This is a genomic window from Paraburkholderia sp. 35.1, from assembly GCF_050436525.1.
GTDB classification, from domain to species: domain Bacteria; phylum Pseudomonadota; class Gammaproteobacteria; order Burkholderiales; family Burkholderiaceae; genus Paraburkholderia; species Paraburkholderia tuberum.
Window position 1 is genome coordinate 701,303 of the sequence record NZ_JBNDMJ010000002.1, and the last position, 12,415, is coordinate 713,717.

10 protein-coding genes and 1 pseudogene are annotated in these 12,415 nt (G+C 62.3%); 7 read left to right on the plus strand and 4 right to left on the minus strand.

From position 1 onward, the window contains the following. Nucleotides 1-16 precede the first annotated feature (16 nt). The 6 genes and pseudogenes from tssF to OKW27_RS09070 all read left to right on the plus strand — a co-directional run bounded on the left by tssF (nt 17) and on the right by OKW27_RS09070 (nt 6,297). Complete coding sequence (gene tssF / locus OKW27_RS09045; RefSeq protein WP_429333259.1) at nt 17-1,831, plus strand: type VI secretion system baseplate subunit TssF; 1,815 nt, start codon at nt 17-19, stop codon at nt 1,829-1,831. After that, complete coding sequence (gene tssG / locus OKW27_RS09050) at nt 1,828-2,937, plus strand: type VI secretion system baseplate subunit TssG (protein WP_429333260.1); 1,110 nt, start codon at nt 1,828-1,830, stop codon at nt 2,935-2,937. The genes tssF and tssG overlap by 4 nt, the downstream gene beginning before the upstream one ends. A 13-nt stretch (nt 2,938-2,950) precedes the next feature. Continuing rightward, the gene (gene tssJ, locus OKW27_RS09055; protein WP_429333261.1) at nt 2,951-3,472 is read left to right on the plus strand and encodes a type VI secretion system lipoprotein TssJ; all 522 of its coding nucleotides are present in this window, start codon (nt 2,951-2,953) and stop codon (nt 3,470-3,472) included. A gap of 289 nt (nt 3,473-3,761) precedes the next feature. Continuing rightward, nucleotides 3,762-4,643: pseudogene (locus OKW27_RS09060) on the plus strand (IS110 family transposase). 406 nt (nt 4,644-5,049) lie between these two features. Further along, nucleotides 5,050-5,637 (plus strand): DUF4865 family protein, encoded by a 588-nt coding sequence (locus OKW27_RS09065; protein WP_090807840.1) that lies wholly within the window; start codon nt 5,050-5,052, stop codon nt 5,635-5,637. Between the two features lie 150 nt (nt 5,638-5,787). After that, nucleotides 5,788-6,297, plus strand: a complete 510-nt coding sequence (locus tag OKW27_RS09070) for a class I SAM-dependent methyltransferase (RefSeq protein ID WP_429334572.1) — start codon at nt 5,788-5,790, stop codon at nt 6,295-6,297. Nucleotides 6,298-6,447: 150 nt separating this feature from the next. Here the strand turns inward: OKW27_RS09070 and OKW27_RS09075 are convergent, their stop codons facing one another. Both OKW27_RS09075 and OKW27_RS09080 read right to left on the minus strand, forming a co-directional pair. After that, nucleotides 6,448-7,443 (minus strand): PDR/VanB family oxidoreductase, encoded by a 996-nt coding sequence (locus OKW27_RS09075; protein WP_429333262.1) that lies wholly within the window; start codon nt 7,441-7,443, stop codon nt 6,448-6,450. An 81-nt stretch (nt 7,444-7,524) separates the two neighbouring features. Continuing rightward, nucleotides 7,525-9,066 (minus strand): Rieske 2Fe-2S domain-containing protein, encoded by a 1,542-nt coding sequence (locus tag OKW27_RS09080; RefSeq protein ID WP_090807834.1) that lies wholly within the window; start codon nt 9,064-9,066, stop codon nt 7,525-7,527. Between the two features lie 228 nt (nt 9,067-9,294). On the opposite strand from OKW27_RS09080, the gene OKW27_RS09085 reads away from it, so the two are divergent. Beyond that, nucleotides 9,295-9,981: a GntR family transcriptional regulator gene (locus tag OKW27_RS09085; protein ID WP_429334573.1), complete on the plus strand. Its 687-nt coding sequence runs from the start codon at nt 9,295-9,297 to the stop codon at nt 9,979-9,981. A 48-nt stretch (nt 9,982-10,029) separates the two neighbouring features. Here OKW27_RS09085 and OKW27_RS09090 read toward each other — a convergent pair whose 3' ends face one another. Then, a complete protein-coding gene (locus OKW27_RS09090) occupies nt 10,030-11,343 on the minus strand; it encodes an MFS transporter (RefSeq protein WP_429333263.1) in 1,314 nt (437 codons plus the stop codon). 93 nt (nt 11,344-11,436) lie between these two features. Beyond that, nucleotides 11,437-12,279 (minus strand): class II aldolase/adducin family protein, encoded by an 843-nt coding sequence (locus OKW27_RS09095; protein WP_429333264.1) that lies wholly within the window; start codon nt 12,277-12,279, stop codon nt 11,437-11,439. Between the last annotated feature and the right edge of the window lie 136 nt (nt 12,280-12,415).

The following is a 12,415-nucleotide window of genomic DNA, read 5'->3' on the forward strand; positions in this document are numbered from 1 at the left end:
AAAATAAGAGAACACCATGGAAAACGACGATCCGATCCTGCGCTACTACGAAGCCGAAATGCGCTATCTGCGCGAGTCCGGCAAGGAGTTCGCGAAAGCGCATCCCGACCGGGCGCGCATGCTCAACCTCGATCGCGTGGGCGAGCGCGATCCTTATGTCGAGCGCCTGCACGAAGGCTTCGCGTTCCTGACGGGGCGCCTGCAGCAGAAGCTCGACGACGAACTGCCCGAACTGACGGAAGGTCTCGTGAGCCTGCTGTGGCCACACTACCTGCGCATGATGCCGTCGCTGTCGGTCGTCGAGCTGATCCCGCTGGCCGAGACACTGCAGAAGACGGAAAACGTGCCTGCCGGCGTGCCGGTGCGTTCCGCATCCATCGCCGTGCCGCCGGCAGCGGGCGCCGAGGGCACCACGCCCAGGACTGTGCAGTGCCTCTACCGGACCACGCAGGAGGTGACGTTGCAGCCGCTGCGCCTCACGCATGCGGGCCCTACCGTGCGACATGACGGCCGCTCGGTGATCCGCCTCGGATTCCATCTGGACCAGTCTGCGCGACGCGAAGCGACGGACCTGTCCCGTGTGCGCCTCTATCTGAACGCCGATCTGCCGACCGCATTCGCGATGCATCTTGCGCTGACCCGCCAGGTTGATTCGGTTGCATGGCGGATCCCCGAAGTGCGTGATGGCGAGGTGCTGCCGCTGGCTGGCGTCACGATCGAACCGGCGGGCTTCTCAACCGAAGAGCGGTTATGGCCAAAAGCCGAGGCGTCGTTTTCCGGCTACCAGATGCTCCTCGAATATTTCACGTTCCGCGAGAAATTCCTCTTTGTCGACCTGTGCGGACTCGATGTTACGAAGCTGCCGGCGAGCACAACGCGCTTCGAACTGGAGATCGTGCTCAAGCGGGCGTATCCGTCCGACCTGCGTTTCAGCGCGGAGAACGTGCGGCTCTTCTGCACGCCGGTCATTAACCTGTTCGAGCTTGATGCCGCGCCGATCGTGATCGATCACCACGAAACGGAGTACCGGGTCGTCCCGGCCGGGCACCAGGGCGAGCATGTCGAAACATATTCGGTCGACGCGATCGAATCGTTCGACCATGTGACGGCTGAGCGTTACGAGTATGTGCCGTTCGCCACCTTCCGGCATCGCGGCGGCATGCTGCGCCATGAAGCACCCGAGCGCTATTTCCACACCCGCGTGCGGCCAGGCGTGACCGGTCTGCACGAAACATGGGTGATCCTCGGCGGCCACGCGTGGGAGACGATGGAGGATCTGCCCGAGGAGAGCGTATCGCTGCGCGTAACCGGCACGAACGGCATGCTGCCGCGCAAGGGTCTGCGCGAGGCCAGCATTGACGAACTGGCCGCAAGCACGCCCAATGTCGCGGGTGTACGCAACCTGGTGGCGCCGACGTTGCCGCTCTATCCGCCGACCGGCGACCGCTTCCAGTGGAGAGTCCTGTCGCACCTCGCGCCGAACTTCCTGTCGATGATGGACGCGGAAGTGCTGCGGGGCGCACTGGCGCTCTACGACTGGACCAACGACGAGCTGAACCGCCGACGCCTCGCCGGCATCCTGCATGTGTCGGAGGAACTGCTCGAGGAGGTGTCGGGCGGCTCGGTCGAGCGGGGCGTACTGATCGAAGTCACGCTCGATTCGCACGCGTTCGCGGGCGAAGGCGACGTGATGCTGTTCGGCGAACTGCTGCACCGTTTCTTCGGGCTGTATGCGGAGATCAACCTGTTCACGAAGCTCGCCATCGTGAGCCTGCCTTCGCAAACCCGTACCGACTGGCCGCGCAGCAAGGCGCAGCGCGCTCCCCTATGAAACCACGCGAGTTGCCGAATCTTGAACCGCTCGTGGCGTCATTGCTTGCGCGCGCGCCGAAGATGAATTTCATGCAGCTATGCAGGCTGCTCGAAGTGCGCGTACCCGATCAACCCGGCTTCGGCACGCGAGACACGCCGGAGCACGAGCCGGTGAGGTTCCGGCCGAGGCCGCGGCTGGGGTTCCCGGCCGGTGAGATCGCCGCGGTGGAATTCGATGACGGGTCGGACACATTCGGTCCCGATGCGCCGCCGACCGTGCGCACGACCTTCCTGGGCCTGTATGGCGTCGACGCCGCGGTGCCATCGCACATGATCGATGAGATCGTCCTGCGCGAGGAAGGACATGAAGCCGTCGAAGCGTTTCTCGACCAGTTCAACCACCGCTACGTGGCGCTGCTGTACCGCGCCTGGAAGAAGTACCGCTACCCGGAGAGTTTCCAGGCGGGCGGCACCGATGCGCAGTCGCGCAACCTCCTGTGCCTCGCCGGCTTCGGGTGGGGCGGGAAGCCGGCCCGGTCGGGTCTGCCGGATTCACGCGTGCTCGCGCTGCTGGGTCTGCTGGTCCAGCGCACGCGCACGCCCGAGGGACTCGCTGGTGTGGTGGCGCTGGCGGTGCCCGGTGTCGAGGTGCGTGTCGACGAGTTCTGCCCGACGGTCAAGCGTGCCGGACAGCCGCAGCCCCTCACGTCGTCAGGCAGGCTCGCCGGCGCTCAGGAAGACAGCAAGCGCCGCGGACTTGGCGGGGGCTACGTGCTCGGCAACCGCCTCGAGTATCGCAGCCGCGCCGTTCGAGTGACGCTGCGCCCTTCGGACGGTCAGCAGGCGCACGACATGCTGCCCGGCGCATGGCTGCATCGCGAGCTGATGGCGTTCATCCGCCTGTATGTGGGCACGAAGGCCGACGTACACCTGCGGATGGAGGTGTCGTCGCGTCTCGCGCCCGCGCCGTCGGTCGGCACGGCTGCGACCGGCCCGGCACCGCGGCTGGGATGGACCGTCGTGTTGCCGTCTGATGAGGAACGCATCATCACCATTGCGCTCGGCGTCTACGAAGTCTTTCCCACGCCCGGACCGAACCCGCATCTGGTTCCGCGCGCAGCCTGAATCTGGAGAAACCATGCCTTTACGTTTAACCGTGGCCGCCCTCGCGTCAGGTCTGCTGCTTTCCGCATGCGGCGCCTGGCAGTCCGTATCTGATACGACTTCCAGCGCGTATCACTCGGTGTTTTTCAGGCAGGTCAAGGTGCTTGACGTCGACCTGACCGCGCGTGCCGAGCTGAATCCGGATGACGCGGGCCGTTCGACGTCACTCGCGGTCCGCGTCTATCAGCTGAGGGATCGAAAGCTGTTTGACGGCGTATCCTACGACGATCTGCTGAAGAACGACAGGACAGTACTCGCGCAGGACCTTCAGGCCAGTATGGCAGCCGTCGTCAATCCTGGCGCATCGGTCAGCCTGTCTCAGCCCATGCAGGCAGACACGAAGTACGTGGCGATCGTCGCGTTCTATCGCAATCCCGGCAATGGCGATGGCTGGAAATACGTGATCATAAAGAAGAATCTGTCTGCCGATGCCCCGCTGAAGCTCACGCTGATGGATCAGGAACTGGTCGCATCCGGTGATCGCCAGAAGGACTAGCCGGAATGACACGACGTCCGGAAGTGTCTGGGCTTAACGTGTTTGCATGACGGGGCGGCCCGATGAAGACGCTTCGCGAACTGCAGCAGGAACTCGACCAGCTGGATGTTGACATCCGGCTCGCCCGTAAACACGAAACCGGATCGGGAGGTCCTGCGAAGTCGACAGCCCGGCGGACCCGACCGATCGCGACGGCGGTCGGCCGGTCAGGCTGCACAAAAGGCTGATGGCATGGACTCCCGCCCCCTTCGGGGCGACATTTACCTCACCAATTCCCGGGAGAACGTCAATGCCTGCACTTACCATTGGTCTGGATATCGCAAAGAACGTGTTTCAGGTTCATGGCGTCGATCGTCATGGCAAGACCGTTGTGCAGCGGAAACTTCGCCGAGCTGAGGTGTTGAAGTTCTTCGCAAAACTGGAATGCAGTCTGGTTGGTATCGAGGCCTGTCACGGCTCCCATTTCTGGGCCCGTGAGCTGCGATCAAGAGCGCTGAACAGCAGTCGCTGCAGTCGGTTCATCGCATGCGCCAACGGCTCATCCTGGAGCGGACAGCGAAATCGAATCAGATCCGGAGCATGTTTGCTGAAGAGGGGGTGATCTTCGCGGTCGGGGCTTCCGCAATTGAGAAAGGGAGTGGTTGAGCTCGTCAACAATCCCGATGCCCACATTACCGCATTGCTCAGACGGCTTGGCTCGATGTACCTCGAGCAACTGAAGGCACTGCAGCAATGGCTCGACGAACTTACTGCCGAGATAGCGGAGATCTTCAAGAGCAATGAAGCTTGCCAACGGCTCGCTACCGTTCCAGGAATCGGGCCAGTGATCGCGACCGCGCTCGTCAGCAGTGTCGGTGATCCGTCCCAGTTCAGGAACGGCCGGCAGTTTGCGGCCTGGCTGGGGCTGACGCCGAGGCAAAAATCAAGCGGAGGCAAAACCAGGTTAGGCGGTATCACAAAACGCGGCGACACCTATCTGAGAACCCTGCTTGTACAGGGCGCCCGCGCGGTCATGCACTTCGTGAACCGTCGCGACGATCGGCACAGTCGCTGGATCAAGGCTGTGATGCAACGCCGCCACGTGAGCATTGCTGCGATCGCCCTGGCGAACAAGACAGCGCGCATTGCATGGGCAATATTGACAGGTAACGGCTGCTTCCGAGGTGTGTAACAGGCAACAGATATTGAGTATTGCTTTATTTCTTTCGCGATTGCGCAAGAAGCGGCAAGCATGGCGAACCGGTCGGACCGGCGCTTGCAGATCCTGATATATCCGGCGGCTGCAGTACGAAGCCAGAAGGCCGATGAGGAGCAAGCGCGCAAATTTCCATGATGGCTCGTTCAGCAGCAAGCACATCAGAAGCCGAATGTACGGACGCAGTCGTGCCCCCTTCAAAGCGTCTTCGCCGGAAAGTCGCTCTCTTGCTTTCATCGATCTTTCGGCCGTTCTGGCTTCAAAGAAGCCGTTGCAGCTAGACTGGGCCGAACGGCAGCTCAGGGTCAGCGACAACCGCGGGCGGCGGCACCCTCGCAATGGATGTCGCTCGCCTGGTTGTAGCAAAATCTGGAGCCCCACCATGTATGCGATGCATTATGAAATCACCTTGCCCGCCGACTACGATATGCAGATCATCCGAAATCGCGTCGCGGACCGCGGGCACATGACCGACACGTTCGCTGGCCTTGGTCTCAAGGCTTACCTGATCCGCGAGCGCGACAAGGCAGGTGCGACGCTCAACCAGTATTCGCCGTTCTACTTGTGGAATGACACCGTTGGTATGAACCGTTTCCTGTGGGAAGGAGGCGGTTTCCAAGGCATCGTCGAATCGTTCGGACGGCCCGTCGTGCTGACATGGTCGGGCCTCCTGTGCCAGCGCGGACCGGCGTCCGGCGTATTGCCTTGCGCGGCGACGCGGGAGCGAGTGGTCGTTCCTCGCGAAGCCGATCTCGCGCAGGCCGCGCGAGATGCGGTCGCTGAGGTCGAGCGTATCGCACGGCATAGTAGTGTGATCGCCAGCGCCTGTGCGATTGATCCGCGCTCCTGGGAGCGTGTCACCTTCACGGTTTGGGCCGACACACCAGAAGCAGTTGTCCCAGGCGAACGCTACGAAGTGCTGCACTTGTCGCGCCCAGGCTTCGATGAACTGGCGCCGTCAACAGAATAGATAGCGCCAGCAGCCTAACGTTTCGTCCAGTCGGCGACCGCATTCAATTGCCGTCGGGCAGGCTACGCTGAGAACGCTCAATCTCTCATCGAGCAATGGCAGGACATCTCATTTGAGAACAGCCACAGGCCCGTCATGCATCTCTTGCCGATGCCCCCGGCCCACATTCTTGACGTTGGCGCCGGTATCGGAACCGATGCAGCTGCGTTAGGAGCTATGGGGCATACAGTTATGGCCGTAGAACCAGTGGACACGTTGCGCGTCGCAGGAATTGGGCTGCATTCGTCTTCCCGGATTGAATGGGTGGACGACAGTCTGCCGGATCTCATGTCTGTACGTTCGCGACGAAGAGAATTCGACTTGGTGATGCTCTCCGCCGTTTGGATGCATCTGGACGAAGACGAGCGTTGTCAGGCGATGTCGACCGTCAGCTCCTTGCTGCGGGAAGGTGCGATGGTGGTGATGTCTTTACGTCACGGTCCAGTCCCCGAAGGACGCCGAATGTTTGATGTTTCGGCAGCAGAGACCATTCGGTTAGCAAGCGCCCATAGCTTCAGGACTGTGCTAAATGTCCGGACCGAATCCACCCAACGAGGAAATCAGCGGATGGGTGTGACCTGGAGCCGGCTCGCCTTTGTCAAAGGTGGTGGGCAAGATTAGCTTCGATCCCTTCCATCGGCGGTGTCCGGCCATCATCAGCCTTTCGTCCGTGCGTGAGAAGAGACATACGAAGGTCGGCTTCATATCCGACAACGGCCCCTTGCGCTCGAGAGGCTACAGCTCCATCGCGAGTCTAATCGAACATCTCGGCTAAAGATCGAGCACCAGTACCTTGCTTCTCGCGCGCGATACGCAGGCCGTCAGGAATTCGGCCTTCTCGTCGTCGTTGAGAATGCAGTCGTTGTGCTCAACTTCCCCGGACAGATACCGCACCTTGCATGTCCCGCACAGCCCCGCATGACACGATGTTTCGATTGTGACGCCCGCTTGTTCGAGTGCGTCCGCGATGCTCTGATCGTTCGCGACTTCGATCATCTGTCCCGTGCTCGCGATCTTCACGCTGAACGTGTCCGCCACATCGTTCGCCGCGCTCGCGGGTTCGCTTCGCCCCGGCGCCTTGAAGTGCTCGAAGTGGACGGTGGCGGCGGGCCAGTGTGCGCTTGCATCCGCGCATGCCTGCATGAAACCAGCCGGACCGCAGTAATACACGTGCACGCCGTGCGACGGCTCGCTCAGCAAGCGGCGGATGTCGAGCCCCGCCTTCGGATCACCGCCGTCGAAGTGAAAGTGCACGCGGCCGTTCACGCGCATCGGCTCGAGTTCCCCGGAAAGCGCGGCACAGTCCGCATCTTTCGCGCAGTAGTGCATTTCGTATTCGATGCCGGCGTCTTCCAGCCAATGCGCCATCGACGTGAGCGGCGTCACACCGATGCCGCCCGCGATGAGGATCACCCTGCGCGCATCGTCGACGAGCTGAAATTGGTTGCGCGGACGGCTCACGCGCACGATGTCCTGCACATGCACGCGCTCGTGCAGCGCTCTCGATCCGCCACGGCCGCGCTCGTCGCGCAGCACGGCGATCACATAGCGATGGCGCTCGTTGGGTGCGTTGCACAGCGAATACTGGCGCACGAGGCCGTCGCCGAGATGGATGTCGATATGAGCGCCGGCAGTGAAGGCCGGCAACTCGGCGCCGGACGGATCGACCAGTTCGTAAGAGTTGATGCCTTTGCCTTCGAAACGAACCTGCCGCACGAGCAACTGGAGCGTGCTGCCGCCGGAGTTCGATGTCTGTTCGCTTGCCATTTTCCTGATCCCTCATATGTACTGCCGAATCCCGATTCGCCGCACGAGGCGCGCAACGCGCCCCTTGCTTGTCGTGGCGCTTCAGTTCTTCATCGATTGTTCGAGTTCCTCGAACTTCTCGCGCACGAACACTGCGCGTTCATCCGCCTTTAGCCGCTCGCTCTCGTTGAGGATCGAGACGATCGTCTTCGTGACCTTGCGGCGCCGCGCGACTTCTTCTTCGACCGTGTCGCCTTCGGGAATCTCGAACACGTTGCCCGAGCAATAGCTGTTGGGTGCGCCCGCGTTCGCACGGAACCACTCGGCGAAGCTCTGCGCCGATGCCGCCGGATTCGTGCCGCGCAGCGCATCGCGTAGCAACTTGCGAAAGAGGAAGAGGCCGGCGTCGAACTTCGTCGGGTTCTCGAGCGCGTGCACGGCGATCGGTCGCTGGCTGATGATCGCTTCGTAGTCGCCGGGCGCGTATTGCGCGGCCTTGTAGTTCTCGCGCTCGCGATGATTCGGCGGAATGGGCGGCAGATCCTCGAGCTTGTATTCGCCGAAGCGCTCGGGGCGCCGCATCGCGACCTGTCCTTCGAGAAAGTCGATCGACTCATAGCCGACGAGTTCCTTCTTGCCGACGCCGCGCGTATCGATGCCCGGGCCCATCACGCGCCAGCCGATCATCTTGCTGTTCTCGTCGTCGACGGGAACGGTCCAGCGGATGATGTGAAAGCGGCTGAACAGCTTCTTCTTCGATCCGTCTTCCGACGTGTACGCATGCAGGCTCAGATTCGGCAGCACCTGATGTTGCACGCGCACGAAGAGCCGGTCCTTATCGACTCGACGCGCGCCCGCGCAGGCGAGGCTGCGGCCCTGCTGCACCGGCACGAAGTGCATGTCGGGCGCGACTTCCATTGATGCCGCGCCGACCTCGTCGAATGTCGTGCCCTGGTACTGCCCATTCACGACATTCTTGCCGGCATGCAGCGCGGTGGGGTGATAGTTGTCGGCGGCGTTGTCCTGCACCTGCAGCCAATTGCAATGCTGGAAGTTGCTGTACGGCACAAGCTCGTCGCCCGGCAACACCGTGAAGTCGCCTTCCCATTCGGGAAAGGGCGGCTCGGCATCGGGCGGTCCCATGTACGCGAACACGAGGCCGTTGCGCTCGACCGCCTTGTACGCACCCTGCTGGATCGAGCACGCGAATTTCTCGGCTTCCTTCTCTTCGCCCTTCGGAAACGGCACATGCAGGCATGTGCCGTCCACGTCGAACACCATGCCGTGATAGCAGCACCGGATGCCGCGCTCCTGGATCGCGCCGTATTCGAGCGACGCGCCGCGGTGCACGCAATGCGCATGCAGCACGCCCACGCGCCCGCTGCCATCGCGAAACGCCACCAGTTCCTCGCCGAGGATCTTGAGATAACGCGGTGTGTCCGTCAGTTCGATCGACATGCACACGGGATGCCAGAACGCGCGCATGAACTCGCCCATCGGTGTGCCGGGGCCGGTCTCGGTGAGCTCGGGATCGTGGCCAGGCACCTTGCTTGTGTAGTAACCGCCGTACGGAATCAGCTTCTTCGACACGACATTGCCGCCGCTCGTCTTCTGTCCTTCCAGCTTGTCTTCCTTGATCGTCATCGCAAATCCTGTTTTGAGGTGGTGGAGTTGTCAGTCGCCGGCACTTTGAACGCCGAACTCGATATTCAGAACACCGTACTCTGTATCCAAAGATTAGTCGCGCGATACGGCGATGTCTCTATGGGTAAACGCGGAGATTCACCTTTTCCGCTTCAGCGCCGGACATTGACGCTCCCGCGGTGCGGTTATACCCTTGCCGTATTCTGTATCCATAAGCGAGCTTTGATCATGGCGACGAAACTGCTCAAGCTTCAGGCGCGCACCGACTACGTGGACGAGGTCTACAAGGTGCTGCTCGATGCCATTAGCTCTGGGACGCTCGCGCCCGGGACGCGCATCACGCAGGAAGAAATCGCCGAGCAACTTGCGGTGTCGCGCTCCCCGGTGTTGCAGGCGCTGCGCTTGCTCAAGAAGGACGGACTGGTGCAGGACGCGCCCGGTCGGGGTTTGCTCGTGACTCCGCTCGACGCGGCCTGGATCAGCCATCTCTATGAAATCCGCGGCGCGCTCGACTCGCTCGCCGCGCGTCTTGCCGCCGGTCGCGGCGCGAAGCTGGACAAGGCATTGATCACGAACGGCCGTCGCGCGTCGAAGGCCGACGACGTGAAGGCGATGATCGATGCCGACATGGCGTTCCACGCCGCGATCTATGCCGCGTCGGGCAATCCGCTCATCGTGGAGACCGCGCAGATGCACTGGGTCCATCTGCGACGGGTGATGGGCGCGGTGCTGCAGTCGTCGGGGCAGCGCCAGGCGATCTGGGACGAGCACGCAGCCATTGCCGCGGCCATCGCCGATGGCGACCCGCTGCGCGCGACGGAACTGACCGATCTTCATACGACTCGGGCGCGGCAGAATCTCGTCGAGCGGCTCGGGCAGGTGCTGAGCGATCGGCAGGAAGAAAAAGTGAGCTGATGCGATGATCCCGCGATCGCGGGATCTTTGCGTGGAGCGGGACTTCGCTCAAGCCCGCTTGCGCCGGCCGTTCACGAGTGCGGCCGGCACGGTGAAGACGAGCGCGCTGCCGATGATCAGGCTCGCCGCCAGCCCAAGTACGCCGTTGCCGGTCGATCCCGTGCCTGTCTGAATCAGCCCGATCACGTAAGGGCTCACGACACCCGATACGCTGCCGACCGAATTCGCCAGCGCAAGCCCCGCCGCCGCGGCGGCGCCGCCCAGGATAGCGGGCGGCAACACCCAGAACTGCGAAATTGTCGTCATCACGCCCATCGTGCCGATCGTGAGGGCGATCATCGCGATTGGCGTCGAATGGGCGAACGCGACGCTCGTGCACAGTCCGGCCGCTCCGACCACCCCGGGCAACGCGAGATGCCAGCGCCGCTCGCCGCGGGCGTCCGAGCTCTGACCGACGAGCAGCATGGAGACGGCCGCCGCCGCGTAAGGGATCGCGGAAAGCAGGCCGATATTGAGCGGATCGGCCACGCCGCTCGCCTTGACGAGCGTGGGCAGCCAGAAGCTTACGCCGTACAGGCCCATCGTGAAGAAGAAGTAGATCGCACTCAGGAGCAGCACCTTCGGATGCGTCAGGCCGTCCTTCACCGAATGCAGCGCGTGAGCCGGCTCTTCGTCCTTCAGGCCGGCTTCGAGCATGGCTTTCTGCGAGTCTGTGAGCCACTTCGCATCGGCGAGCTTGTCGTCGAGATAGAAGAACGCGACCAGCCCGAGGATCGCGGTCGGAATGCCTTCTATCAGGAACAGCCATTGCCAGCCCGCCAGCCCGTGCGATGCATTCATATGATTCATGATCCAGCCTGACAGCGGCCCGCCGACGACTCCCGACATCGGAATGCCCGTCAAGAAGAGCGCGGTGACCTTGCTGCGGCGCGAGGCCGGGAACCAGTACGTGAGATAGAGCAGGATCGCGGGGATAAAGCCCGCTTCGGCGACGCCCAGCAGGAAGCGCATGATGTAGAAGCTCATCGGCGTTCTGACGAACATCATGCTCGCCGAGACGATGCCCCAGGTGATCATGATGCGGGCGATCCAGCGGCGCGCGCCGACGCGCAGCAGGATCAGGTTACTGGGCACTTCGAAGAGAAGATAGCCCACGAAGAAGACGCCGGCGCCCGCGCCATAGACCGCGTCGCTGAACTTGAGCGCTTGCAGCATCTGCAGCTTCGCGAAGCTCACGTTGATTCGGTCGAGATACGCGCACAGATAGCACAGGAACAGAAACGGCAAGAGCCGCCATGTCACCTTCGCATAGGTGGACGACTCTCTGCCCTGGTAATACGCAACCGGACTGGGGGAACTCATTGTGGTGTCTCCTGGTGTTCAGGTTGCGGCGCAACGCTGCGTTTTTTAGCGCTCGTCTCGCGTTGTCGCCGTGCTCGGACTGCTTCAAAGGAATCATTCGAACATGTCCGGCTGCGTGGCGACGAGGTCGTCCCAGATCGCCTGAAAGTGCAGCCAGCCGATGTAGTCGCTGCCGACGTGCTCGCGGCTGTAGCGCGCGCGTTCGGGGGGGACGAGCTTGGGTGCGATGCCGGTCGACTCGACCAGCAGTTGCTGCTGGCAGCACCGTTCGAGCGCGATGAACCAGAACGCCGCCGATTCGATGCTGTGCCGGCTTGCCGTCAGAAGCCCGTGATTCTGGTGGATCGCGGCCTTCACGTCCCTGAACGCGTTCGCGACCTTGTGACCCGCCTTCACCTCGACGGCTACTTGTCCTGCCTCGTCGCCGATCACGACGTGATCCTCGTAGAACGCCGCGGCGTCCTGCGTGATCGGCTCGAGTTGCCTGCCGAGCGACGCGAACGCGGTGCCGTAGACCGTATGCGCATGGCACATCGCGACGATGTCCTGGTGCATCTCGTGCACGGCCGCATGCAGCACGAAGCCCGCGCGGTTGATTGCATGGCGCCCCTCGACGACGTGCCCTTGATGGTCCGCGCAGATCAGGTTCGAGACCTTCACTTGCGAGAAGTGGATGGCCATCGGATTGGTCCAGTAAAGGCCGGGATTCTCGGGATCGCGCACGGTCAGATGTCCGGCGAAGCCGTAATCGAACCCTTGCTGGGCGAACGCGCGACAGGCGCCGACCAGCCGTTCCTTCACATGCTGCCGCTGCGCGGCGGGATTCGAAAATGACGGAAGCTCCGGAAAGATGAGTCCTTCCTGCTCCGGCTGATAGATCGAAACCTTGCCGTCCTTGATCAGCGCCTGCGGCCGCGTTTCCATCACTGTTGCCATGGGGCGACTCCTTTTTGAAGTGAGGTTTGAACCGGTCGAAGCGGATTGCTTCGATGGGTCCTATGGTCGCGGTCGCTGCCGTCATTGACAAACGATGGCTGTTCATACAAAGATGAACCACATTCATGTTTCGGTG

Bases quoted from the DNA above. Each gene is read 5' to 3' on its own strand.
- tssF (WP_429333259.1), top strand. From the start codon at position 17: ATGGAAAACGACGATCCGATCCTGCGCTACTACGAAGCCGAAATGCGC.
- tssG (WP_429333260.1), top strand. From the start codon at position 1,828: ATGAAACCACGCGAGTTGCCGAATCTTGAACCGCTCGTGGCGTCATTG.
- tssJ (WP_429333261.1), top strand. From the start codon at position 2,951: ATGCCTTTACGTTTAACCGTGGCCGCCCTCGCGTCAGGTCTGCTGCTT.
- OKW27_RS09065 (WP_090807840.1), top strand. From the start codon at position 5,050: ATGTATGCGATGCATTATGAAATCACCTTGCCCGCCGACTACGATATG.
- OKW27_RS09070 (WP_429334572.1), top strand. From the start codon at position 5,788: ATGCCCCCGGCCCACATTCTTGACGTTGGCGCCGGTATCGGAACCGAT.
- OKW27_RS09075 (WP_429333262.1), bottom strand. From the start codon at position 7,443: ATGGCAAGCGAACAGACATCGAACTCCGGCGGCAGCACGCTCCAGTTG.
- OKW27_RS09080 (WP_090807834.1), bottom strand. From the start codon at position 9,066: ATGACGATCAAGGAAGACAAGCTGGAAGGACAGAAGACGAGCGGCGGC.
- OKW27_RS09085 (WP_429334573.1), top strand. From the start codon at position 9,295: ATGGCGACGAAACTGCTCAAGCTTCAGGCGCGCACCGACTACGTGGAC.
- OKW27_RS09090 (WP_429333263.1), bottom strand. From the start codon at position 11,343: ATGAGTTCCCCCAGTCCGGTTGCGTATTACCAGGGCAGAGAGTCGTCC.
- OKW27_RS09095 (WP_429333264.1), bottom strand. From the start codon at position 12,279: ATGGCAACAGTGATGGAAACGCGGCCGCAGGCGCTGATCAAGGACGGC.